The sequence below is a fragment of the Pseudomonas ovata genome (assembly GCF_003131185.1).
Classification (GTDB): Bacteria; Pseudomonadota; Gammaproteobacteria; order Pseudomonadales; family Pseudomonadaceae; genus Aquipseudomonas; species Aquipseudomonas ovata.
The window spans coordinates 104709-127919 of the sequence record NZ_QFFU01000001.1; the positions used below are offsets into that span (position 1 = coordinate 104709).

The 23211-nt window shown below is 63.7% G+C and carries 20 protein-coding genes; 7 read left to right on the plus strand and 13 right to left on the minus strand.

Going from position 1 to position 23211, the window contains the following annotated elements:
• Positions 1-66 precede the first annotated feature (66 nt).
• Positions 67-699, plus strand: coding sequence for a TetR/AcrR family transcriptional regulator (locus DGA31_RS00520; RefSeq protein ID WP_056834899.1), 633 nt, complete (start codon positions 67-69; stop codon positions 697-699).
• Between the two features lie 235 nt (positions 700-934).
• Here DGA31_RS00520 and DGA31_RS00525 read toward each other — a convergent pair whose 3' ends face one another.
• Positions 935-1714, minus strand: coding sequence for a class I SAM-dependent methyltransferase (locus DGA31_RS00525; protein ID WP_056834897.1), 780 nt, complete (start codon positions 1712-1714; stop codon positions 935-937).
• A 99-nt stretch (positions 1715-1813) separates the two neighbouring features.
• On the opposite strand from DGA31_RS00525, the gene DGA31_RS00530 reads away from it, so the two are divergent.
• Entirely contained in the window at positions 1814-2434 is a 621-nt protein-coding gene (locus DGA31_RS00530) for an energy transducer TonB (protein ID WP_109511198.1), read from the plus strand.
• 10 nt (positions 2435-2444) lie between these two features.
• On the opposite strand, the gene DGA31_RS00535 is transcribed toward DGA31_RS00530, so the two are convergent.
• From DGA31_RS00535 to ppc, 6 genes are all read right to left on the minus strand, one after another.
• On the minus strand, positions 2445-3134 hold the full coding sequence (locus DGA31_RS00535) for an extensin-like domain-containing protein (protein ID WP_109511199.1): 690 nt from the start codon (positions 3132-3134) through the stop codon (positions 2445-2447).
• A gap of 38 nt (positions 3135-3172) precedes the next feature.
• Positions 3173-4036: a DUF72 domain-containing protein gene (locus DGA31_RS00540; protein WP_109511200.1), complete on the minus strand. Its 864-nt coding sequence runs from the start codon at positions 4034-4036 to the stop codon at positions 3173-3175.
• Complete coding sequence (locus tag DGA31_RS00545) at positions 4036-4344, minus strand: hypothetical protein (RefSeq protein WP_056834889.1); 309 nt, start codon at positions 4342-4344, stop codon at positions 4036-4038. Before DGA31_RS00545 ends, DGA31_RS00540 begins: the two co-directional genes overlap by 1 nt.
• A gap of 274 nt (positions 4345-4618) precedes the next feature.
• Positions 4619-5293, minus strand: coding sequence for a tRNA (adenosine(37)-N6)-threonylcarbamoyltransferase complex dimerization subunit type 1 TsaB (gene tsaB, locus DGA31_RS00550; protein ID WP_056834887.1), 675 nt, complete (start codon positions 5291-5293; stop codon positions 4619-4621).
• Positions 5294-5379: 86 nt separating this feature from the next.
• The gene (gene adk, locus DGA31_RS00555; RefSeq protein WP_056834885.1) at positions 5380-6027 is read right to left on the minus strand and encodes an adenylate kinase; all 648 of its coding nucleotides are present in this window, start codon (positions 6025-6027) and stop codon (positions 5380-5382) included.
• A 241-nt stretch (positions 6028-6268) separates the two neighbouring features.
• Entirely contained in the window at positions 6269-8905 is a 2637-nt protein-coding gene (gene ppc / locus DGA31_RS00560) for a phosphoenolpyruvate carboxylase (RefSeq protein ID WP_056834883.1), read from the minus strand.
• 135 nt (positions 8906-9040) lie between these two features.
• Between ppc and DGA31_RS00565 the strand changes: the two genes are divergently transcribed.
• The 4 genes from DGA31_RS00565 to betT all read left to right on the plus strand — a co-directional run bounded on the left by DGA31_RS00565 (position 9041) and on the right by betT (position 13034).
• On the plus strand, positions 9041-9367 hold the full coding sequence (locus tag DGA31_RS00565; RefSeq protein ID WP_109511201.1) for a hypothetical protein: 327 nt from the start codon (positions 9041-9043) through the stop codon (positions 9365-9367).
• 279 nt (positions 9368-9646) lie between these two features.
• Entirely contained in the window at positions 9647-10060 is a 414-nt protein-coding gene (locus tag DGA31_RS00570) for a DUF4398 domain-containing protein (protein ID WP_056834879.1), read from the plus strand.
• Positions 10061-10119: 59 nt separating this feature from the next.
• Positions 10120-10902, plus strand: a complete 783-nt coding sequence (gene lptF / locus DGA31_RS00575; protein WP_056834878.1) for a lipotoxin F family OmpA-related lipoprotein LptF — start codon at positions 10120-10122, stop codon at positions 10900-10902.
• 161 nt (positions 10903-11063) lie between these two features.
• Positions 11064-13034, plus strand: coding sequence for a choline BCCT transporter BetT (gene betT, locus DGA31_RS00580; RefSeq protein ID WP_109511202.1), 1971 nt, complete (start codon positions 11064-11066; stop codon positions 13032-13034).
• A gap of 54 nt (positions 13035-13088) precedes the next feature.
• Here betT and DGA31_RS00585 read toward each other — a convergent pair whose 3' ends face one another.
• From DGA31_RS00585 to DGA31_RS00600, 4 genes are all read right to left on the minus strand, one after another.
• Entirely contained in the window at positions 13089-13454 is a 366-nt protein-coding gene (locus tag DGA31_RS00585; RefSeq protein WP_109511203.1) for a hypothetical protein, read from the minus strand.
• Between the two features lie 98 nt (positions 13455-13552).
• Entirely contained in the window at positions 13553-15991 is a 2439-nt protein-coding gene (locus tag DGA31_RS00590) for an alpha/beta hydrolase (protein ID WP_161959126.1), read from the minus strand.
• On the minus strand, positions 15988-16446 hold the full coding sequence (locus DGA31_RS00595; RefSeq protein WP_109511204.1) for a cell division protein: 459 nt from the start codon (positions 16444-16446) through the stop codon (positions 15988-15990). Before DGA31_RS00595 ends, DGA31_RS00590 begins: the two co-directional genes overlap by 4 nt.
• 304 nt (positions 16447-16750) lie before the next feature.
• A complete protein-coding gene (locus DGA31_RS00600) occupies positions 16751-17698 on the minus strand; it encodes an aldo/keto reductase (protein ID WP_109511205.1) in 948 nt (315 codons plus the stop codon).
• Positions 17699-17878: 180 nt separating this feature from the next.
• Here DGA31_RS00600 and DGA31_RS00605 point away from each other — a divergent pair, with 180 nt between their 5' ends.
• Positions 17879-20323 (plus strand): TonB-dependent receptor, encoded by a 2445-nt coding sequence (locus DGA31_RS00605; protein ID WP_082481275.1) that lies wholly within the window; start codon positions 17879-17881, stop codon positions 20321-20323.
• 30 nt (positions 20324-20353) lie between these two features.
• On the opposite strand, the gene DGA31_RS00610 is transcribed toward DGA31_RS00605, so the two are convergent.
• Positions 20354-21967, minus strand: coding sequence for an MFS transporter (locus DGA31_RS00610; protein ID WP_109511206.1), 1614 nt, complete (start codon positions 21965-21967; stop codon positions 20354-20356).
• Positions 21968-22041: 74 nt separating this feature from the next.
• The gene (gene ycaC / locus DGA31_RS00615) at positions 22042-22674 is read right to left on the minus strand and encodes an isochorismate family cysteine hydrolase YcaC (protein WP_109511207.1); all 633 of its coding nucleotides are present in this window, start codon (positions 22672-22674) and stop codon (positions 22042-22044) included.
• Positions 22675-23211: the final 537 nt, after the last annotated feature.

The window sequence follows — 23211 nt, forward strand, 5'->3', positions numbered from 1 at the left end:
TGGAATAATTGTACTGGCGAGTATATTAAAAATTATAAAACTCACCAGTACATTATTAGAACCAAAATGCCTGATCTCCTTGCAAACAGCGGTCCGGGTCGCCCTAAAGACCTGGAAAAACGTAATGCCATTCTCGAGGCCGCCAAGAACCTGTTCGTGCGCCACGGCTATGCGGGCACCAGCATGGATGCCATTGCCGGCGAAGCCGGGGTTTCCAAGCTCACGGTCTACAGCCACTTCACCGACAAAGAAACCCTGTTCACTGCCGCCGTCATGGCGCGCTGCGAAGATCAGTTGCCTGACCTGTATTTCGCCTTCGACCCCCGGCAGCCGCTGGAGCCGGTGCTGCTGGCCATCGGCCGGGCGTTCGAGCATCTGGTCAACAGCCCGGAGTCTTTGCAACTGCACCGCCTGATGTCCGACCTCGGCCTGCAGGACCCGCAGCTGTCGAAGACCTTCTTTGCCGCCGGCCCTCAGCGGCTGCTCGACAGCATGCAGCGCTTTCTGGCCCAGGTCGACGCCAGTGGCCAGTTGCGCATCGACTCGCCGGCCCATGCGGCCGGGCATTTTTTCAGCCTGGTCAAGGGTGTCGACCACTTCCGCTTGCTGGTGGGCTGTTGCGAGACACTGGACGAGGCCGAAATCGAGGCGCATGTGCAAGACGTGGTACGGCTGTTCATGCGCGCCTACGCCCCCTGATCCGGCCTGATCTGTAGGAGCGCGCTCTGCCCGCGACCGGCTGCGTAGCAGTCGTAAAATTGTGGCGTTTCGCAGATTTACAGCCGTAAATTTGTAGCGTTTCGCAGATTTACAGCCGTAAACTTTCAGCGTTTCGCAGATTTACAGCCGTAAATTTGTAGCGTTTCGCAGATTTTGCGAGCGCTGCGCACTCGGTCGCGGGCAAGCGCGCTCCTACAACATTCTCCAGCCGCCCCTATTTGAGCGCCTTTTTCGGGTAGATGTCGTAGCGGCTGGACTTGCCCTCCAGCGTATAACCGGGCTTGGTGGCATCGATACACGGCGCCTTGCGCGGGCGCTTGACCACCACGCGGTGGCTGGCCAGCGCCAGGGCCGCCTGCAGCAGGGCCGGGGCGTCGAGGTCGTCGCCCACCAGCGGGCGGAACAGGCGCATTTCCTTTTTCACCAGGGCACTCTTGTCACGGTGCGGGAACATCGGGTCCAGGTAGATGACCTGCGGCGGCTCGCCCTGCCACTGGCGGATCAGCTCGATGGCGTTGCCGGCCAGCAGTTGCATGCGCTGGACGATATCGCTGACGTCCAGATGCTGCCGGGCACGCGCCAGCCCGTCCTCAAGCAAGGCGGCGATGATCGGCTGGCGCTCGATCAGGTGCATGTCGCAGCCCAGGCTGGCCAGCACGAAGGCGTCCTTGCCCAGCCCTGCCGTGGCATCCAGCACCCGCGGACGCACGCCCGGCTGCACACCGACCGCCTTGGCGATCATTTGCCCGCTGCCACCGCCGAACAGCCGCCGATGCGCCGTGGCACCTTCGACGAAATCCACCCGCACCGCGCCCGGTGCATCCTTGCCCAGTTGCTGCAATTGCAGGCCATCGGCGGTCACTTGCAGGGCAAACTCTGCCTCGATGTCCTGCACTGGCAAGCCGAGGCGTTGCGCCCAGTAACCGGCCTGCTCCTGCTCGCTCGGCGCCAGGGCTTCAACCCGGATACGACTGCCTGCTTGCTGCTCGCTCATGATGTCCACACACTTGAAAAATAAATTAAGGATCGGCCAGAACAGCCGATAAGCTGGGTATCCGGCATTTTGCCAGAGCCACGGCCAGTACTGATCGCTATGTCAGAGAATGTTCAATCCATAGGCTACTTGTCGCATTCCGGCGACTATAGCCTGCGCAACAACCGAGCATTGGGTGGTGTCACCCAGCTCTGGTCCGATGCGTTCGCCCGGGCGATGGCTGAACAGATTGGCGATGGCACTCAGTTTCCGGCCACCGTCGCCCAGCCTGAAGTCTACAGCCCTGAAGGCGAGCCGATCGCCGGCGCCCAGACCCTGGGCCAGATCGTTGCACAGCGCAACCTGCCGGTCACCGACACCGTCGTGCGCCCGCCCGAGCCGCTGTTCCTGCCCATTGCCGAGTTCGAAACCGATTTGTTGCCACCGGCGGCCGAACCCTTCGACGCCCTGGCACTGATCGAGCAGCAACGCGGCCTGGAATTCGACACCCAGTGGGTCCGTCCTACCGTATTCCACGCCTATGATGATCGCGCCGAACCTGGCCAGGCCCCGCAACCCCGTCCGCTGAACCTGCCTATCGCCGAGCTGGAATGGGACCTGGCCGACAAGCCTGCCCTGCCGTTCGACGAATCCACGATGGCTGCCCAACAGCGCCAGCTGGATTACGACAATGGCTGGGCCCGGCCGCTGATCCTGCAAAACCTGCGTCAGGTCGCCTGAGCACCGCGCATCAACGACACACCCGCCACAACCCCATGTCCAGATGAAAGTGATTGCGGTGCGCGGCGTTGTACTCCGGTCCCAGCACCGTATTGAAATGCTTGCAGGCCGCCTGCTGCACCGCCTTGAGAAACCGCCCCTTTTCGCCCGGGTCATTCCAGTCCTTGAGCAGGTCGATGCGCTGCCCATTGGCCAGGCGAAAGCCGGCGATGTCCAGGGCATTGGCGCTGGCATGCTGGCTGAGACGGCCTTCGCTGCGGTTATACATATTGCGGCAGGCAAAACTGCCCAGATGATCGATGCGCGTCACGCGCTGGCCCAGCACCGCCTCGGCGGTGGGTTGCAGGCTGTGGTATTCGAACAGGGCGTAAGCCACGGCCAGCGGGCAACTGGCCAGGAAACTGCTGCTCAGCGCCACGTCACCGCCCTGGATGCGCAAGGTATTGCTCAGCGGACAACGCGCCGACGCCGGGCTGTCAGCCTGGCGGCTATAGCGCAGGGTCGATGAAGCCAGCGCCTGGTCACACAGCGCCGGGTCATTCTCCAGTCGCGAGAGTTTGAACGAGGTCAGCAGGTTGGGCTCGGCACGCACATCCAGCGGCGCCCAGGGATCCCAGCGCGGCGGTACGTCGATCCAGCCACGCCACACCCCCAGCACCGGCAAGGCGCACACCAGCAGGATCAGCAGCAATACACGCATCAGGCAGCCCTTGTCAGAGATCAGTTACAGCATTGACCTCATAACAGGCCCAACTGCTCCACCTGCGGGCCACGATCAATCTGCGGCAACGGTGCCAGGCCCGGCACGCGGGCCATCAATTGCTCATGAAAGCGCTGCGCCAGTTGCGGCGCATTGTGATTGTCGGGCGTGTGCAGGTACACATAGGGCGTGCGGCCCTCTTCGATCCACACCGCGACCTTTTCGACCCACTGGGCCATGAACGGGTCATTGGCCTCAAGCTCCGGGCGGCCGATAAAGCGCACTTGCGGACTTTGCGTCAGCGCTGCCGGGCGCACCGGCACCTTGGGTTTCTTCGATTGTGCATGCAGCACCGCAGGGTCGCTGGACACGCAACTGAACAGCGCCCGCGAATCCAGGCAGATGCGCTCTATGCCACGGTCGAGCAACAGGCGATTGAGCACGCGCTCTTCATCGCCCTTCTGGAAAAACGCCAGGTGCCTGACCTCTACGGCGATGGGCAGCTTGACCTCATCCAGGAACGTGGCCAGTTCCGCCAGGCGTTGTGGGGTGAAACTGGCCGCCAGTTGCAGCCAGAACGGCGTGACCCGCTCGCCCAGTGGCGCCAGCAGGCTGGCGAACGCCTGCGCAGCGTCGATCTGCAGGCGCAGGTCGCCATCATGGCTGATGTCACGATGGAATTTGGCCGTGAAGCGAAAGTCCGCCGGCATGATCTCGGCCCAGCGCTGCACCGTGGCCGCCGCCGGGCGGGCATAGAAGGTGGTATTGCCTTCGACCGTATTGAACACCTGCGTATACAGCCCCAGAAAATCGGTGCTGCGCGCGTCGTCAGGGTAGAACCCGTCACGCCAGGCGTTTTCGCTCCAGGACGGGCAACCGAGAAAATACGGCAGGCGGGCCATCACACGTAAAGGTCGAGTTCTGCACCTTCCATGTCCCAATCGCCGACAAAGGTGGCGGTGGTCAGGTAGCTGGCCAGGGCGTTGGCTACGCGGGAGCTCATGGAACGCGGAAAAATGATGTCTTGCGGGCGAGCAGGGACATTGGCAGTGGGCGTGTCGCTGGCCTCATTACGGGCCGTCCTGGCCGGCTGCGGGGGCAGTTCGACTTCGCTGTCGAGTTGCTCGAACGAACCCTCAAGCGTGGCGGCACTCTTGCGAGGCTGACGCTTGATGGGGTACGAGCGTGATGAAGGACCGTCTATGCGCATCGATGATTACTCGGCGTCTTGTAGTGGCAATTTAACGTCACGGATAGGCGCTTTGGCAAACATCCGAATGCCAAACAGACCACACTTATTGCCATTTATTTGAACCATAAGTCGCCTCGATAGCGTTGGCCGATAAATGGTAGATGGCCGATTGATATCCTTTATTGTCAGACATGTCCGTTCACTGACCTGAGTGAAGGGTACCTGCCTCGTGACCAGACACTCGAAAAAGGCCGTTACGAGGGTATCGTCCGTTCTGCAGCGATCTTGAGCCTTACTGCCCCTTGGGCGTGGCCACCTTGTCACGCAGGTAAACCGGTTGCGCATCATCGGCCGGCAGGGCTTCGCCGCGTTGCCAGGCAAAGGTGGCAAGGCTCAGCAGGTCCTGGGCATGCGGCAGCAGGCTGGCATCCATCCCGACCAGGCTGACCGGCAGGCGTGGCGCGTAGCCCCAACCGGTGCCGGCCCCGAACCAGTCGCCGCTGGCATCGCCTGGCAACAGCGCCTGCTCGGGCGGCAGTACCGCCTCGACGCCCACCAGGCGCATCTCACCGGCCGTGGCGCGGTAGCAACCCCAGTAGACCTCGTCCATGCGCGCATCAATGGCGGCGGCTACCTGGGTCGCGCCCTGTTCGCGTTGTGCACGCTGGGCCAGCACCGCCAGGTTCGACACCGGCAGCACCGGACGGTCCAGCGCAAAGGCCAGGCCCTGCACCACACCGATGGCAATACGCACCCCGGTAAAGGCCCCCGGCCCGCGACCGAAGGCAATCGCATCCAGCGCCGAACGGGCAATCCCGGCCTGGGCCAGCAGGTCCTGAATCATCGGCAACAGCTTCTGGGCGTGCAGGCGCGGGATCACCTCGTAGTGGCTCAGCACCTTGCCGTCATGCAGCAAGGCAACCGAGCAGGCTTCAGTGGCAGTGTCCAGGGCCAGCAAGGTGGTCATCGAGGTATCCGTCGCAAAATAAAAGTGGCGCAGTATAAATGACAAATGGCCCGCAAGCGGGCCATTGTCATGTCAAACAGTGTGGATCAGCTCAGAGCTGCCAGCACCTTGGTGGTGATCTCGTCGACCGAACCCACACCAGGAATGTGGCTGCACTTGGGCTTGCCCTGCTCGGCACCCAGCGTGCTGTAGAACTCGACCAGCGGCTTGGTCTGCGAGTGGTAGACCGACAGGCGATGACGCACGGTGTCTTCGGTGTCGTCCTTGCGCTGGATCAGCGGCTCGCCGGTGGCATCGTCCAGGCCTTCGACCTTGGGCGGATTGTGGATCGTGTGATACACGCGCCCTGAGGCCTCGTGCACACGACGACCGGAGATACGCTGGACGATTTCTTCGTCGTCCACGGCAATCTCGAGCACGTGGTCGATCTCGACACCGGCGTCCTTCAGGGCTTCAGCCTGGGGGATGGTGCGCGGGAAGCCGTCGAACAGCACGCCGCCTTCGCAGTCCGGCTGAGCCAGGCGGTCCTTGATCAGGCCGATGATCAGGTCATCGGACACCAGGCCGCCGGCGTCCATGACGCTCTTGGCCTTGAGGCCCAGCTCGGTGCCCGCCTTGACGGCCGCGCGCAGCATGTCGCCGGTAGAGACCTGGGGAATGCCGAACTTTTCAGTGATGAACTTTGCCTGAGTACCTTTTCCGGCGCCCGGAGCTCCCAGCAGAATCACGCGCATCGTCATGCTCCTCAAATTTTTATATGGAAATCATCGGATTCGCCTCTTGGGCCAATCGAAAACTAAATAGACGGCCAAAGGCCAAAAGGTTGATCAAGATACACAGCCCACACAGGGCGCACAAGCCGCCCAAGGTCGCAGCTACGCCGCGCCCGGCAAGCCTTACAGTGGTGGGCTGAGTGAATGGACAAGGCCCGCCGCCAGGTGACGGCGGCAGGCCTTGCGCAGGCAGCGTCGATCGTCAACCAGTATTGCGCAAACCGGCCGCGATACCGGCCACCGATACCAGCAGGGCCCGCTCCAGCGGGCTGTCCAGACGGGCTTCACGCTCGCGGGCACGCGCCAGCAGCTCGGCCTGGAGCAGGTGCAGCGGGTCCAGGTAGGTATTGCGCAGGCTGATGAACTCCAGCGTCTCGGGACTGTGCGCCAGCAACCGCTGCTGGCCGGTCAGGCCCAGCACCACCTCGCACGCCTGCGACAATAGGTCGCGTAAATGCGACCCCAAATGCTGCAACTTCGGACTGACCAGACGCTCGTCGTAGAGCCGGGCGATGTCGCTGTCGGCCTTGGCCAGGACCATTTCCAGCATGTCGATGCGGGTGCGGAAGAATGGCCACTGCTCACGCATCTGCGCCAGCAACGGCCCTTCACCGCGCGCCAGCGCCTGGCTCAGTGCCGCCTCCCAGCCCAGCCAGGCCGGCAGCATCAGGCGCGTCTGGGTCCAGGCGAAGATCCACGGGATGGCTCGCAGGCTTTCGACCCCGCCTTCGCGACGCTTGGCCGGACGGCTGCCCAGCGGCAGGCGCCCCAGCTCCTGCTCGGGCGTGGCCTGGCGGAAATACTCGACGAACTCGGGGTGCTCACGCACCACGGCGCGGTAGGCCTTGACCCCGTCGCCGGCCAGGCGGTCCATCATCTGCCGCCAGGCCGGTTCCGGCAGCGGCGGCGGCAGCAGGGTCGCTTCCAGCACCGCGGCCAGATAAAGGTTGAGGTTCTGTTCGGCAATGCCCGGCAGGCCGAACTTGAAACGGATCATCTCGCCCTGCTCGGTGGTGCGAAAACGCCCGGCCACCGAGCCTGGCGGCTGCGACAGAATCGCCGCATGCGCAGGACCGCCGCCGCGCCCGACCGTACCGCCGCGACCATGGAACAACAGCAGTTCGACCTGCTGCTCGCGGCAGATCCTGACCAGGTTTTCCTGCGCCCGGTACTGTGCCCAGGCCGCCGCCGTGGTGCCGGCGTCCTTGGCCGAGTCCGAATAACCGATCATCACTTCCTGCGGCCCGTGCAGGCGCGTCCGATAGCCGGGCAGCCCCAGCAGGCGCTCGATCACGGGACCGGCGTTGTCCAGGTCGGCCAGGGTCTCGAACAGCGGCACCACGCGCATCGGCCGTTGCAGGCCGGCTTCTTTAAGCAGCAACTGCACCGCCAGCACGTCAGAGGCCGCGCCCGCCATGGAAATCACGTAGGAGCCCAGCGAAGCCGCAGGCGCTGCCGCAACCTCGCGGCAGGTGGCCAGCACCTCGGCGGTGTCGGCGGCCGGTGTGAAGTGCGTCGGCAACAAGGGCCGGCGGCTCTTCAATTCCTGAGTGAGAAACTCGATCCGGGCCTCTTCATCCCAGTCTTCGTAACGGCCCAGGCCCAGGTAATCGGTGATTTCCGTCAGCGCTGCGCTATGCCGGCTGGAGTCCTGACGCACATCCAGCCGCACCAGAAACAGCCCGAATGTCACCGCCCGGCGCAGGCAATCGAGCAAAGGTCCGTCGGCGATCACGCCCATGCCACATTCGTGCAGCGAATCGAAGCACCGTTGCAGCGGTGCCAGCAGGTCACGGTTGTCATGCAGCACCGCATCAGGCGCCGGCTGGGGGCTGGCCAGTGAGGCCTGCGCCCAGTTGCGCGTGGCGCGCAGACGCTCACGCAGGCGCTTGAGTTCGGCGCGATACGGCTCGGCGCTGTCGCCCACCTGCGCCTTGAGGGTCGCATTGGCCTCTTGCATCGACAGATCGGCGGCCAGGTGGTCGACATCGCGCAGGTACAGGTCGGCGGCCATCCAGCGCGCCAACAGCAGAACCTCACGGGTCACGCCGGCGGTGACATTGGGATTGCCATCACGGTCGCCGCCCATCCACGAGGCAAAGCGGATCGGGGCGGCCTCCAGTGGCAGGCGCAGGCCGGTGGCGGCGTGCAGCGCCTGGTCAGCCTTGCGCAGGTAGTTGGGCACGGCTTGCCACAACGAATGCTCGATCACGGCAAAGCCCCATTTGGCTTCATCCACGGGCGTAGGCCGGGTGCGACGGATTTCTTCAGTGTGCCAGGCCTCGGCGATCAGCCGTTGCAAGCGCGTGACGATCTGCTCGTATTCCTGGCTATTGAGGTCGCGGTGGTCCAGCGCGGCCAGTTGCTCGGCCATCGCATCGTACTTCTGGATCAGCGTGCGGCGGGTCACTTCGGTGGGGTGAGCGGTCAGCACCAGCTCGATGTCGAGCTTGCCCAGTTGCCGGGCCAGGGCCTCCTGGCTGTGGCCGGCGCGCTTGAGGCGCTCAAGCAGTTCAGGCAGTACGCGGTTTTCAAAGGCCGATGGCTGTGCATCGTCACGACGGCGCAGCAGTTGATACTGCTCGGCGATATTGGCCAGGTTGAGAAACTGGTTGAAAGCGCGGGCCACAGGCAGCAGTTCGTCGTCTTCAAGGCCGGCGACACTGGAAGTGAGCTGCTCGGCGCCTTCGGCCGAGCCGCGCCGGCCCGCCTTGGCAGCCTTGCGAATGCGCTCGATGGTGTCGAGAAAATCCGCGCCTCGCTGGTCGCGAATGGTGTTGCCTAGCAGTTCGCCCAGCAAGTGGACGTCTTCACGCAAACGGGCATCTATATCGGCCATCCTAACCTCCTGCAGTTTGTTGTTATGTTACGAACATTGCCTCAAAAACCTCACTGCGCCAAATCCTTTGTCATCGAACCACTGCCGCTTCGTTGCAGTCACACCTTTGACTGCATCAATCGCACCGGAGGCATCATGAACAGTTTCAAGGACCTGCTCAACGCATGGGAAACCCAGTCTCGCCAGCAGCAGGAACGCAGCGAGGTCACCCTGAGCCTGTACCGCCACGACCTGGTCAAGATCCAGGCCCTGGCGCAGGCCTATGACATCAGCGAAGCCCAGGTCACCGAAGGCTTGCTGCACGTCGCTCTGGAACAGGCCGAAGCGGCCATTCCCTATGTACAGGGCGCCGAAGTCATCCGTGTCGAAGAAGGCGATGCGGTGTACGCCGACGAGGGCCGTACGCCAGCCTTCGTCGAAGCCGAGCAACGCATCCTCAAGGCACAGACGCCGCACCGCTGAGCTGGCCGGCGCCTTTGTGACACCCCACTTTCAGGCAGCCTCCCTGGTGCTGCAGGCGCGTCCCTGCGCGCCATAAAATCCAATATTTACCAACGTTTTCAATAGGTTGGGAAAAAATTTACTCATCAGTACAGAAATTCGAGTGAACTATTCAAAAACCCCACGGGTCCCAGCCAATAGCCATTACAGGAAGACCGCAGGTAGCAGCCGCCCATGGCCCTGACACCTCTGACTCCGGCACCGACTGTCATGGAAAACCAAAGCACTTGGAGTTAAACAATGGAGTTGATGACCATGAACACCCTCACTGCCAAAACCTCGTTCAAACGTCTGCGCGGGCTGAAACTGGCTGCGTTGGCCCTGGGAAGCACTCTGGTCCTGGCCGGCTGTGCTGGCAACCCTCCTACCGAGCAGTACGCGGTGACCCAGTCGGCCGTCAATAGCGCCGTCAGTGCCGGTGGTACCGAGTTTGCCGCTGTCGAAATGAAGGCGGCACAAGACAAACTGCGCGCCGCCGACGTGGCCATGCAGGACAAGAAATACGACGAAGCGCGTCGCCTGGCTCAACAGGCCGAGTGGGATGCCCGTCTGGCCGAACGCAAGGCACAAGCCGCCAAGGCTGAGAAGGCTGTGCAGGATGCTCGCCAGGGCGTCAACGAACTCCGTGAAGAAGGCATGCGCCAGGTCCAGTAAACCGACCCCTTGCCCTTTGCTTTTCACGTATTCGCCATTGATTTAAGGACGACACTATTATGCGCAAACAACTGATGATCCCTGCCCTGCTGGCCATGAGCGTTGCCCTGGCGGCCTGTGCCACCAAGCCAAACCCTAGCCTGGAGCAGGCCCGCACCAACTACACTTCGCTGCAGACCAACCCGGAAGCCACCAAGGTCGCCGCGCTGGAAACCAAAGACGCCAGCGAATGGCTGGAAAAGGCTGACAAGGCCTTCCGTGACGGCGAAGACGCCAAGAAAGTCGATCAACTGGCCTACCTGACCAACCAGCGCGTTGAAGTGGCCAAGCAGACCATCGCGCTGCGCACCGCTGAAGCCAACCTGGGCAAAGCCAGCGCCGACCGCGCCAAGGCCCGCCTGGACGCCCGCGACGCCCAGATTGCCAAACTCAAAGAAAGCATGAACGCCAAGCAGACCGAGCGCGGTACGCTGGTGACTTTCGGTGACGTCCTGTTCGACTACAACAAGGCCGAACTCAAGCCGAACGCCCAGGGCGATATCTTCAAGCTCGCTCAGTTCCTGCAGGAAAACGCCGACCGTAAAGTGATTGTCGAGGGTTACACCGACAGCACCGGTTCCGCCACCTACAACCAGGGCCTGTCCGAGCGCCGCGCCAACTCCGTACGCATGGCACTGGTGCGCGCCGGCGTTGACCCATCGCGCATCGTTGCCCAGGGTTATGGCAAGGAATACCCGGTGGCCGACAACAGCAGCAACTCTGGCCGTGCCATGAATCGCCGTGTAGAAGTCACCATCTCCAACGACAACCAGCCAGTGGCACCACGTTCGACCCTGCGTTGATCGCCTGAGCTGTCGTCCAAGCCCCGCCTGCCCTGTGCAGGCGGGGCTTTTTTTGGCCTGCAGGAAATCAACAAGAAACCCTCGCGGCTGGCGAGGGTCAACACCCTCGCCTCTACTTACACACACGACGCGCCACGGCGTACATGGAGAAGTCTTAGCCCATGGTTGAAAAAAACCCACCCGTGCCCCAGTCGGCACTCAATGCACCTGTGTTCTGGACGTCTGCGATCCTGTTGCTGGTCCTGGTCTTGTTCACCAGTATCTTTCGCGACACCGCCCAGGCCCTGTTCGGTCACATCCAGGACTGGATCATCACCAATGTCAGCTGGTTCTATATCCTGGCGGTGGCGATCATCCTCGGCACTGTGGTGTACCTGGGTGTCAGCCGCTATGGCGATATCAAGCTCGGCCCCGACCACAGCACGCCCGACTACAGCAGCACCACCTGGTTCGCCATGCTGTTCTCGGCGGGCATGGGCATCGGCCTGATGTTCTTTGGCGTGGCGGAACCGGTCATGCACTTCCTCAACCCGCCGGTCGGTGATGGCAACACCATCGAAGCCGCCCGCGAAGCGATGAAGATCACCTTCTTTCACTGGGGCCTGCATGCCTGGGCGATCTACGCCATCGTCGCGCTGATCCTGGCGTACTTCAGCTACCGCCACGGCCTGCCGCTGACCTTGCGCTCGGCGCTCTACCCGCTGATCGGCGAACGTATCCATGGCCCCATCGGCCATGCCGTCGATATTTTCGCCATCATCGGCACCGTGCTCGGCGTGGCCACCTCGCTGGGCTTTGGCGTGGCGCAGATCAACACCGGCCTGAACAGCATGTTCGGCCTGCCGATCAACACCGGCGTGCAGATCGGCCTGATCATCGGCACCACGGCGCTGGCCACCCTGTCGGTGGTCTCGGGCCTGGACAAGGGTGTGCGCAGGCTCTCGGAGCTGAACCTGGGCCTGGCCGTCCTCTTGATGCTGATGGTGGTGCTGCTCGGTCCGACCGTGTTGATTCTGCAGACCTTCGTGCAGAACACCGGCGGCTACCTGACCGAAATCGTCAGCCGTACCCTGAACCTGTACGCCTATGACCCCACCGACTGGATCGGCGGCTGGACCCTGTTCTACTGGGGCTGGTGGCTGGCCTGGTCGCCCTTCGTGGGCCTGTTCATCGCGCGTATTTCACGCGGCCGCACGATCCGGGAGTTTGTGAGCGGGGTACTGCTGGTGCCGACCGCGTTCACCCTGTTGTGGATGACTGTGTTCGGCAATACCGCCATTCACTTGATTCTTGACCAAGGCATGACCGACCTGGCGGCGGCCATCGACAAGGACACGGCCCTGGCCCTGTTTGCGTTCCTGCAACACTTCCCGTTCGCCAGTTTCATTTCAGTGGTCGCGATCATCATGGTGGTGGTGTTCTTCGTCACCTCGGCCGACTCCGGCGCCATGGTGGTCGACATGCTCGCCTCCGGCGGTAACGACAAGACGCCGGTATGGCAGCGGATCTTCTGGGCTTCGGCCATGGGGGTGGTGGCCATTGCCCTGCTGCTGGCCGATGGGCTCAAGGCGCTGCAAACGGCGACCATCGCCAGCGCCCTGCCCTTTACCATCGCCCTGTTGTTCAGCATGCGCGGCCTGCTCAAGGCCCTGAAGCTGGACGCCACCAAGCGCGGCCTGCGTCATCACGCCTTGTCACCCTCGGCGGCCCGCACGCCAGGCAGCTGGCAGCGACGCCTGCGCAACATGGCGATGTTCCCGCGTCGTTCGCATGTGGTGCGTTTCATCAGCGAAGTGGCCAAGCCCGCCTGCCTTTCGGTGGCCGAGGAATGGCGGCGCCAGGGCTACAGCTGCAGCGTCGAGGACGGTGAGGACGGTCGCGTGCAACTGACCGTGGGCCCGGCCGACAACCCGGAGTACCTCTACGAGGTTCGCCCGCAAGCCTACGCCATGCCCAGCTTCGTGATGGGTGACACGCAAAGCGAAGAGCGCAAGTATTTCCGCGCCGAAGTGCATCTGCGCGAAGGCGGGCAGGACCATGACGTGATGGGCTGGTCGAAAGAGGACGTCATCGGCGACATCCTCGACCAGTACGAACGCCACATGCACTACCTGCACCTGGTCGGGGACTGATACTAATAAACGGGCGGGGCCATGCGCCCTGCCCGTTTCGCTCCTTGCCAGCAACTACTGGCGCGGCACCTTCTCGATCCGTCCGCCACAGCGGGTGAAACAACTGTCGTAGGACGAGGTGCAATGACGGGTGTCGGGCCTGGAGGGCGAAGAGGGCTCGCCGCCACACGCATACTTCCACGTGCCCTCACCGCTCATGTTCGACATACAGGATCGGTAGTTGGTCATCTGCCAGTTGTAAAAGGCCTGATCGTCCTGCACCGAGTGCTGCGCCTTGTCGACGCAGGCCGCCTGCTGACCGGAGCACTGCTCCACGCACTGCTGTCCCTCGGCCGTTGCCGGCGGCACATGACGATATTCGACACAACCACCCAGCAGGGCCCCCAGCAACGCGGCAGTGAACAATCGCTTGATAGACACGGCTTGCTTATCCTTTTCCAGTGCATGAAGTTTCCGGCGCTGCGCAACCGCGCGAGGAAAATCGACTGCAATAGACCCGGGTTCTGGATCCAAGTTCGTCAGGGCGTTACCAGCCGCAACTCCCCGTCCGCATACACCACTTCACGCCCCACCCACGTCATGTCCACCTGCGGCAACACCGCCGAAGGCTTGCGCAGTTCACGCAGCAGGGTCGAGCCGTGAGACAGGCGCCCACCCATGCGGGCGATCACCGCACGTGCGGCCTGGTAATGGGCGTGACGACCGGGGTCGAGGGTGTCCTCCAGCAGAATGTCGCGGCCGAGGATGCCTTGCACCTGGCCGGGGTAGATCATGAAGCCGGCGGCCTGTTCGGCACCCTCGCGACCGTCCTGCCAGAAACTGCCGGCGCGGCTGCGAATGTCCGGGTGCGGGGCAAACCAGTGCTCGCGCTCGGCCTGGGGCATGGCATGGTGCAGGCGGAAAAACACCCGCATCAGGTTGTCGCGGTACCACTCGCGCACTTGCAGGTAATAACCGCGCAGCCCCGGCAGGCCTGCCGCATGGGCCAGGCGCACCCGCCGTGGCCAGTGCGGGAAGGCTTGCAGCGGCAGGTCGCTCAGGCCCGGGCGCGGGGTGCCCGGGTCGGTTTCCCAGGGCAGCCGGTGTGGGCAATCGTGCAGGTCATCGTAGGCGGTGGGTGGCCGGCCCAGCGCATCGCCGCCGCTGCTGGCCAGGGCAGTGGCAATGCACAGGTTGCCCTGCACCACGAAGACATAGAACCGCGTGAACCAGTCGGCCAGTTGCTGGCCGTCCGCGCCTTGCCGGCTCAGCGTGGCCAGCTCCCGGTCAAAGCGTTGCAGTTGCCGTTCAAGCGTCGGCAGATGCCCGCGCGCCTGGCGCTGCATGCGCATGAACACCGGCAATGAACGCAGCAAACGTGCCGGCCGCCAGGGCAGATACGGTGTAGCGCCACCCACCTCGCCGGCATAGCGGCTGGCGGCGATACCCCAATCCGCCAGGCGGGCGAGAAACAGGTCGTTGTTGATGTACGACGCACCACCGAATACGGCGGTGAACGGCTCGTTATCCTGCAACACCCGCGCATCCCAGCGCGCCATGATCGCCGGTATGCTGGCCGCCGCCCGGCGCTGGCCATATTCGACAAAACGGCTCGGTTGCGGCGGCAGGATCTCGGCGATGTTGGCGGCGGTCAGGTGCCGGCGCCAGCCATAGTCGCTGATCGGCCGGTACTGCAACAACCACAGTTGCTGGCCGTCCCAGGCCCACTCGACGTCACCGGGGACATAATGGAACACCCGCAGCACGCCTTGCAGAAAGTCCCACAGCTGTTCTTGGTGCAAGCCGTGCAAGGTGGCAAAGGTGCCGCTGCTCCAGCCCTCGCCCAGCCTGGAAATGACCGCTCGTTCAGGGCTGGCCTGACCGTCGGCCAGCGCCTCCAGATGGCCTTCGACCCATTCCAGCTCCACGGCCAGATGGCGCACAAAGGCAATGCCCGACAGCACCGGAGTGATGAAGCGCTGGACCACCACTTCCTCGACGCCGGCACTGCACAACGCACTCACACGCTCGGCCACGTCAACCGCCGGCACACGCAGGTAGGTGGTGCTCAACCCGGCATTGGCCGAGTCGGCCTGGTCTTCGCCATAGCTGGACGAGCGCACCGCCCAGAGTGCTTCGGGCTGGCTGGCCAACAAGGTTGGCAGACGTCCGTCATCGGCGTCGTGCAGCGACAGCGCGGTGGGCACCGGCTGCCCGGCCAGTTCCGCCAGGCGCAGGCGTCCACCCTTGGTGTGAGCGACAAAACCCGGCGCGCCCGACTCCAGCCATTGGGCAAATTCGGCCGGCGCGTCGATCCACGGATAGTGGCCCCAGCCCGGCTTGAGGCTGATGGTAAGGTCGGCACGCGCCAGGATCGCCGACCAGGCGGCGGCCTGTTCAATGCCCAGCACACCGTCCTGATCGCCCCACACCAGCTCGACCGGGTCCTTGATCCACTCCAGCAGCGGCAGAGCCGTATCGGCGCGCAGCAGGTCCCAGTACGGCACGAACGCCCGGCACCGGGCATAGCCCTCGCCCATGCGCTGGTACTGGGCGGCGCTCCAGGTGTGCCTTGAAAATTTGCCGGCAAACAACGTCGGGCGATGCGCCAGCAACCAGTGGATGGTCTTGCGGATCGGCATGGGCGACATCAGCGCCGGCAAGCGCCGCTGCCACAGAAAGGCCCCCACCGGTGCCAGCAACACGCTGCGCGAAAAATGCCCGGGTCGGCGCTGCAAGGCATGCAGCACCAGCAAGGCACTGACGCCCACGGCCATGATTGCGCGGCCTTTTACTGTCGCACCCAACAGCGCCTCGGTATAGGCCGGCAGGTCCTCGCACGGTGGCGCCGGGTTGGCGCCGAACCCCGGCAGCTCCAGCGGTATCACTTCATAGCGCTGAAAGTGCTCCAGCACATCATCCCACCAACGGGCGCTGCTGCCGTTGCCGGCCAGCAGGTACATCACCGGCTTGTTCATGCGTCACCCCGGGGCTGCCCATCATGGCGATACAGCCAGAACAAGGGCGGCAACAACGCCAGCAAGGCCAGCGAATCGATCAGCAGATGTGACCAGATCCCGGCCTGCAGCGAAAAAAACAGGTCCTGCGGCGCCCACAGCAACAGCCCGGCAATCAGCCAGGCCCAGACCCTGGGCTGGCGGATCTGGCTGCCAATGTGCACCAGCGCCAGCATGTACAACGAAAAGCTCTGCACCGTGGCACCGAACAACGCCAGCCACCAGACCTGCTGCTGGCGGGCAAAAACCGGCGCCGCCTCGGGCCAGAAAGCCTGCTCCAGGGAAGCGAGGTAGCCATCGAACAGCACAGAACCGCCCGCCCAACTGACCAGCAGGCCACCCAGCAGATGAGCCAGGGCCACGGCGTACAGCCAGTACACCAGGGTGCGTCGCAAGGTCGAAAGTGAGCGCGGCATTGCAGGTCTCGAGTGAGGCTGAAGGACGGGCGAGTGTAATCGAACTGACAGGACAAGCAGGCCATAGAAGTGGGTGACGCTTTACGAATGTGTGTTGCTGCTCTGGCCCTACCGCCCCCTCACCCCGCGTTGATGTCGCCTACTGATTCAGTGCCTGACACCCGTCTGGTATCAGACACGCCACTCAGGGTCACATCAACCTGTGGGAGGGGGCTTTGCCCGCGATGAGGCTGGCATGAGCGACATCTGTGCGATGCCTGTAAGTCAGCTATTGCCGGATCACCATCCGGAGCAGAACGTCCCTTCAAAGCCGATCAAGCCTCGCCACGTCCTCATCACTGAGCACCAGGGTCGCGGCCCGTGCCAGGCTTTGGACCTGGGCCACGCTGGTGGCGCTGACAATCGGCGCGGTCACGCCCGGCTGGCGCAGCAGCCAGGCCAGGGAGACTTCCGAAGGACTGGCCTGATGACTCGCAGCGATGTCGTCCAGGGTGTCGAGCATTGCCAGGCCGCGGGCATCCAGGTACTTGGCGACGCCCTGGCCGCGCGTGCTCTTGCCCAGGTCGGCCGGCGAGCGGTATTTGCCGGACAAAAAGCCCGACGCCAGGCTGTAGTAGGTGACCACGCCGATATTGGCGTGAATGCACAACTGTTGCAGGTCACCCTCGAAACCCTGGCGGTCGTACAGGTTGTATTCGGGCTGCAACACCTGGTACGCCGGCAACCCCGGCTGTCCGGCGGCGCTCAGGGCCTCGGCCAGTTGTTGATAGTTGAGGTTGGAGGCACCGACGCTGCGAATCTTGCCGTCGCCCAGCAGTTGCCCGAACGCACTCAGGGTTTCCGGGTAGGACGTCTCGGGGTCGGGCCAGTGCGAGAAGTACAGGTCGATGTAGTCGCTCTGCAAGCGGTTGAGCGAGTCTTCCACGGCCTGGCTGATCCAGCGCTGCGACAGGCCCTTGCGCCCTTCGCCACCCATGTCCGCGCCCACCTTGGTGAACACCTTGATCTTTTCGCGCAGGCCCGGTCGCGCCTGCAGCCATTTGCCGATAAGGGTTTCCGACTCGCCGCCCTGGTTGCCCTCGGCCCAGGCCGAATACACATCGGCGGTGTCGATGGCATCGAAGCCGTGATCGATAAAGGCATCCAGCACGGCAAAGCCGGTCTGCTCGTCAAGGGTCCAGCCCAGGACGTTGCCGCCAAACACCAGTGGCGCAATGTCGATGCCGGTGGTTCCCAAAGTGCGTCGTTGCATGATCGTCTCCCTGGCGCGTGCGTTCTGAAGGTCTGCACATCGGAACACTCGATTGCCCTGCCGGTTCGATCGAAAACCGGTTAAACCACGGCCACGACAAAATAGTGGGCAACACCATGTCCCCTTTTTGCCGCTGGCGTGTCATGAGCTACAAGTGAACCCATCGAAGAGAGTCCTCCAATGCCCGCACTGCCACGCCACAGGTCGTTCCTGGCGTCATCGATTTCCCGTGCCACGCTGTGTCTGCAATTGACGCTCGGCACGACCATAGGCCTGAGCCTGCTGACTGCGCCCGTCGCCCTGGCCGAAAGCCAGCAGCAAAGCTACAGCATTGCCGCCGGTGACCTGGGCTCAGTGCTGACCCGCTTTGCCGGCCTGGCCGGGGTCAGCCTGTCGGTGGACCCGGCGCTGGTCAACGGCCGGCGCAGTGCGGGCCTGAACGGCACCTACAGCGTCGAAAGCGGCTTCAGCCAATTGCTGCAAGGCAGCGGCCTGCAACTGCAACCGGTCGCCAGCGGCAGCTACACCCTGATGCCGGCACCGGCCGCAGCCACGGCCGGCACGCTGGAGCTCAACGCCACCGACATCGTCAGCACCAGCATCCTGTCGTTCAATGGCGACGGCGAGCGCTATGCCGGTGGCCAGGTGGCGCGGCGCGGTTCGCTGGGCCTGCTGGGCTCGCGCGACTTCATGGACACCCCGCAAAGCATCACCACCTACACCAGCGAAGCAGCCAAGAACCAGCAGGCACGCACCCTGACCGACCTGGTGGCCAGCGACCCGTCGGTGCGTGCCACCAACCCGGCCGGCGGACGCTTCGAGCAGTTCACCATCCGTGGCTTCAGCCTGTTCAATACCGACGTGTCGTACAACGGCCTGTACGGCGTGCTGCCGACCTACTCCATCGACATGGAAATGGCCGACCGCATCGACGTGTTCAAGGGCACCAACCAGTTGCTCAACGGCATCTCGCCGCGCGGCAGCGTCGGCGGCGGCATCAACGTGGTCGCCAAGCGCGCCACGGAAAAGCCGATCACCGAATTCACCGGCAGCCTGGCTTCCGACAGCCAGGTCGGCGGTGGCGTGGACATTGGCCGGCGCTTCGGCGACGAAGACCAGTACGGCATCCGTTTCAACGGCGTCAAGCAGTCGGGTGATACCGAATGGGACCACCAGAACGTCGACCGTGAAATGTCGGTGCTGGGCCTGGATTTCCGTGGCGAACGCCTGCGCGTTTCGGCCGACATCGGCCGCACCGAGCGCGACACCGACGCCCCGCAGGAGCGCATCCAGGTCGGCGCCAACGCCCGCGTGCCCAGTGCCGGTTCGATCAACAGGAACTACGCCCAGCACTGGAGCCAGGCCAGCACCAACGACACCTTCGGCGACCTCAACGCCGAATACGACCTGAGCGACTCGTTCATGGTCTACGGTGCGGTCGGTGCCCGCGAAAGCAACCATGACTTCCTGCGCCACGCGGTCAGTGTCACCAACGACGCCGGCGACTTCACCATTTCGCCGCGCTATTTCACCCGTGACGAAAGCGTGCGCACCGCCACCGTCGGGGCACGCAAGTGGTTCCACACCGGCCCCGTCAGCCATGAGCTGAACATCTCGGCCACGCACTTCTACATGGACTTCACCAATGGCGGCTCGCGCTACGCCACCGCTGGCGGCAATATCTACAACCCGATCCAGCGCCCGGAACCCGGCACCCCGACCCGCCAGGACTCGAAGGACTACACCGAGAACCGCTTCGACAGCATCGGCATTGCCGACACCCTGGGCTTTTTCGATGACCGCCTGCTGCTGACCCTGGGCGGGCGTTTCCAGCGCGTGCAGGTCGAGGACTGGAGCGACGGCGTCAAGGGCCCCACCGCCTATGACGAGAAGAAGTTCTCGCCCTCTGGTGGCGTGGTGTACAAGGTCACCGACCAGTGGTCGCTGTACGCCAACTACATGGAAGGCCTGAGCCTGGGCAAAATCGCGCCCTCGACCTCCATCAACGAAAACCAGATCTTCGCGCCGTTCATCAGCCGCCAGGTCGAGCTGGGCACCAAGTACGACCTGGGCTCGGTGGCCTTCACCGCCAGCGTGTTCCGCATCAAGCAACCGGCCTACGAGACCAACGCCACTACCCGCGTGTTCGGCCCCAGCGGCAAGCGCGAGAACACCGGTGTCGAGCTGAGCGTCTTCGGTGAACCGGTCGAAGGCGTGCGCCTGCTGGGCGGCCTGATGTACATCGACAGCGAGTTGACCAACACCGCCGGCGGTATCTACGACGGCAACCGCGCCCCGGCCACACCCAAGTACAACGTCAACCTGGGCGCCGAATGGGACGTGCCGGGCGTGCAAGGCGTGACCCTGACCGCACGCGGCATCCATTCCAGCTCGCAGTACCTGGACCAGGCCAACAGCAAGTCGATCGACGGCTGGGAACGCTTCGACCTCGGCGCCCGCTATGCCTTCAAGGTCGAAGGCAAGGACATCACCCTGCGCGCCAATGTCGAGAACGTGCTGGACAAGGCCTACTGGGCCTCGGCTGGCGCCTCGGATGACAGCGAGCCGGGCCTGACCCTGTCGACGCCACGTACCTACCTGCTCTCGGCTACCGTGGGTTTCTAGAACCCCCCCCTCACCAGGGCGGGGTGTTTCTCAATGCCCCGCCGCCTGATTCAACAAGTGCCGGATCTTCACCGGCACGCCTTCTTCCTGGAACCTTCGTGCGGCCACTTCCAGCTTCTGGTCGGCGCGGGTCACGCGGTCGTGATGGCGCAGGTGCTCGACCCAGGATTCCTCGAAAAAGTACTCCTGCCACAGCCGGGGGTCCTGCGCGTCCTGCATCAAGCCCCATGAAAACGCACCATTACGCTTGCGCATGTGGCTGACCGCCTGCATGGCGTGGCTGAATTTCGCCGCGTGCTCCTGGGCAATCCGGTACTCCACGGTGATCATCACTGGCCCGCGCTCGGCTGGCAGCGCCTCGTCGAGTTGCGGCGCGGCCCAATGCTTCGATGGCTGCATCTCGTCCATCTCGCCGGTCGGCAGCGGGAAGTGCCAGCGCAGCAGGATGCCGACCAACAACACCACGCCGGCGCCCATGAAAGCCGCATTCATCGACACATGACTGGCCACCGCCCCCCACCCGGCCGCGCCGCCGGCTGAACAGCCGAAGAACACCAGAATGTACAGCGACACCGCCCGCGCCCTGACCCATGAAGGCACCGTGGTCTGCACCGCCACTTGCAGGCTGCTCAACACCGCAATCCAGGCCACGCCACTGATCAGCATCAGCGGCGCCAGCGCCGCCATCGAACGCACCCACGCCAGGCCGAACAGCACCAGCGCATACACCACACTGGCCCCCACCACGATCAGGTCGGCGCTCAAGCGCGCCCGCAACCTGGGCAGCAGCACCGCGCCCACTACCGCACCGATGCCCACGCAGCCCAGCAGAATGCCGTAGTCCAGCGCCGTGCCGCCGATCTCGCGGCGCACCAGCAACGGCAGCAAGGCCATGCCCACCACCGCACCGACAAAGAACGCTGCCGTGCGCACCAGTACCGCCCGCAGCGACCGCGAACCGCGGGCATAGCGCACCCCGGCGCGCATCGCGCCCCACCAGCGCTCGGCCGGCAAGGTCGCCGGAGCCGGCGTATGGCGCCAGGCATACAGGGCCACGATCACCGCCAGAAACGACACGCTGTTCAAGGCAAAGGTCAGCCACGGCCCGCTCAGGCTCACCAGCACCCCGGCAATCGCCGGACCAATGGCCCGCGCCACGTTCATCGCCAGGCTCGACAATGCCACCGCGGCCGGTACGTCCTCACGGGCGACGATCTCCGGGGCCAGCGCCGACCAGGCCGGCATCATCAGCGCGCTGCCGATGCCCATGGCAAAGGTCAGGGTCAGCAACAGCGGCACCGACATCTGACCGGTTACTGTCAGCAGGGTAAGCGCCAGGGCCACCAGCGCCATCCAGCCCTGCACGGCCAGCAGGTAGCGGCGCTTGTTGACGATGTCGGCCAGGGCCCCGGCCGGCAGCGCCAGCAAAAACACTGGCAAGGCGCCAGCCACCTGCACCAGCGCCACGGCTTGCGGGCTGGCCGACAGCGAGGTCATCAGCCAGCCGGAACCGACTTCGTGCATCCAGGTGCCGATGTTCGAGGCAATACTGGCCAGCCACAACCACAGGAAGACGCGGGTGTGCAGGGGTTTCCAGGGCGATGCGGTTGATGCAGCGGGCAATGTGGCGGTCGGCGTGTGCATGGCGGCTCTCACAAATCCTTGGGCTGAAAAAAAGCCTGCGGGTCAAGGCAGGCTTTCAGGGCATGGGCAGCGGCTTAGCCTTTGTGGGCGGTCAGCGCGGCGTAGCCATTCATCAGGTTGCGGTAGTTCGGAATCCGCTGCGACAGCAGGTTACCCAGGCCTTCAATGTCGTTGCGCCAGTCGCGGTGCAGCTCGCAGGCCACCGAGAACCAGTTCATCAGTTGCGCACCGGCCTGGCTCATGCGGTTCCACGCGGCCTGCTGCACGGTCTCGTTGAAGGTGCCCGAGGCATCGGTGACCACGAATACTTCAAAGCCTTCAGCCAGCGCCGACAGGGTCGGGAAGGCTACGCACACATCGGTGACCACACCGGCAATGATGATCTGCTTGCGGCCGGTGGCCTTGATTGCCTTGACGAAGTCTTCGTTGTCCCAGGCATTGATCTGGCCAGGGCGGGCGATGTACGGCGCGTCCGGGAACATCTCTTTCAACTCCGGCACCAGCGGGCCATTGGGACCTTGCTCGAAGCTGGTGGTGAGGATGGTCGGCAGCTCGAAGAACTTGGCCAGATCAGCCAGGGCCAGCACGTTGTTCTTGAACTCGTTGGGCGAGAAGTCCTGCACCAGCGAGATCAGGCCGGTCTGGTGGTCGACCAGCAGTACGATGGCGTCGTCTTTGTTCAGGCGGTTGTAAGTGGCTGCGCTCATGATCGAATCCCTTTGCTTAAGTGAGTAAGTGGTTGCGTTCAACATGGGCACAGATTAAGGGCGATTGATTGAGGGATAAATCGGCTGGAATGCGTATGACCGTCAACCTGAATGCGACAATCAGCCGCTCGTGATGCTGCTTGGGTAGGAGCGCGCTCTGCCCGCGACCGGCTGCGTTAGCAGTCGTAAAATTGTGGCGTTTCACAAATTTTTGCGAGCGCTGCGCACTCGGTCGCGGTGGTCCGGCATTCCGGCAAGCGCGCTCCTACAACAAGTCGTCCCCACCCTTGTAGTTCACTTCCGAACTTTCCGGATCGGCCTGTCCACGACTGGTCATGCCCAAGCCGCCTGATTATCCTGCGCCAATGACTGAACCACGGGGTCATCCCCGAATAGCACCGCCGTACCGAATGCCGGCCGCAAGAGCCGAACCTGAGCGGGCTGGAATGGCTGGGCAACACCTTGCAACTGCTCGACTGGCGCAACGACGCATGGATCCGCTGGCGCGACTAACCCCGACTACAGGCAACTGGTCAC

Bases quoted from the DNA above. Each gene is read 5' to 3' on its own strand.
- DGA31_RS00520 (WP_056834899.1), top strand. From the start codon at position 67: ATGCCTGATCTCCTTGCAAACAGCGGTCCGGGTCGCCCTAAAGACCTG.
- DGA31_RS00525 (WP_056834897.1), bottom strand. From the start codon at position 1,714: ATGAGCGAGCAGCAAGCAGGCAGTCGTATCCGGGTTGAAGCCCTGGCG.
- DGA31_RS00530 (WP_109511198.1), top strand. From the start codon at position 1,814: ATGTCAGAGAATGTTCAATCCATAGGCTACTTGTCGCATTCCGGCGAC.
- DGA31_RS00535 (WP_109511199.1), bottom strand. From the start codon at position 3,134: ATGCGTGTATTGCTGCTGATCCTGCTGGTGTGCGCCTTGCCGGTGCTG.
- DGA31_RS00540 (WP_109511200.1), bottom strand. From the start codon at position 4,036: ATGGCCCGCCTGCCGTATTTTCTCGGTTGCCCGTCCTGGAGCGAAAAC.
- DGA31_RS00545 (WP_056834889.1), bottom strand. From the start codon at position 4,344: ATGCGCATAGACGGTCCTTCATCACGCTCGTACCCCATCAAGCGTCAG.
- tsaB (WP_056834887.1), bottom strand. From the start codon at position 5,293: ATGACCACCTTGCTGGCCCTGGACACTGCCACTGAAGCCTGCTCGGTT.
- adk (WP_056834885.1), bottom strand. From the start codon at position 6,027: ATGCGCGTGATTCTGCTGGGAGCTCCGGGCGCCGGAAAAGGTACTCAG.
- ppc (WP_056834883.1), bottom strand. From the start codon at position 8,905: ATGGCCGATATAGATGCCCGTTTGCGTGAAGACGTCCACTTGCTGGGC.
- DGA31_RS00565 (WP_109511201.1), top strand. From the start codon at position 9,041: ATGAACAGTTTCAAGGACCTGCTCAACGCATGGGAAACCCAGTCTCGC.
- DGA31_RS00570 (WP_056834879.1), top strand. From the start codon at position 9,647: ATGGAGTTGATGACCATGAACACCCTCACTGCCAAAACCTCGTTCAAA.
- lptF (WP_056834878.1), top strand. From the start codon at position 10,120: ATGCGCAAACAACTGATGATCCCTGCCCTGCTGGCCATGAGCGTTGCC.
- betT (WP_109511202.1), top strand. From the start codon at position 11,064: ATGGTTGAAAAAAACCCACCCGTGCCCCAGTCGGCACTCAATGCACCT.
- DGA31_RS00590 (WP_161959126.1), bottom strand. From the start codon at position 15,991: ATGAACAAGCCGGTGATGTACCTGCTGGCCGGCAACGGCAGCAGCGCC.
- DGA31_RS00595 (WP_109511204.1), bottom strand. From the start codon at position 16,446: ATGCCGCGCTCACTTTCGACCTTGCGACGCACCCTGGTGTACTGGCTG.
- DGA31_RS00600 (WP_109511205.1), bottom strand. From the start codon at position 17,698: ATGCAACGACGCACTTTGGGAACCACCGGCATCGACATTGCGCCACTG.
- DGA31_RS00605 (WP_082481275.1), top strand. From the start codon at position 17,879: ATGCCCGCACTGCCACGCCACAGGTCGTTCCTGGCGTCATCGATTTCC.
- DGA31_RS00610 (WP_109511206.1), bottom strand. From the start codon at position 21,967: ATGCACACGCCGACCGCCACATTGCCCGCTGCATCAACCGCATCGCCC.
- ycaC (WP_109511207.1), bottom strand. From the start codon at position 22,674: ATGAGCGCAGCCACTTACAACCGCCTGAACAAAGACGACGCCATCGTA.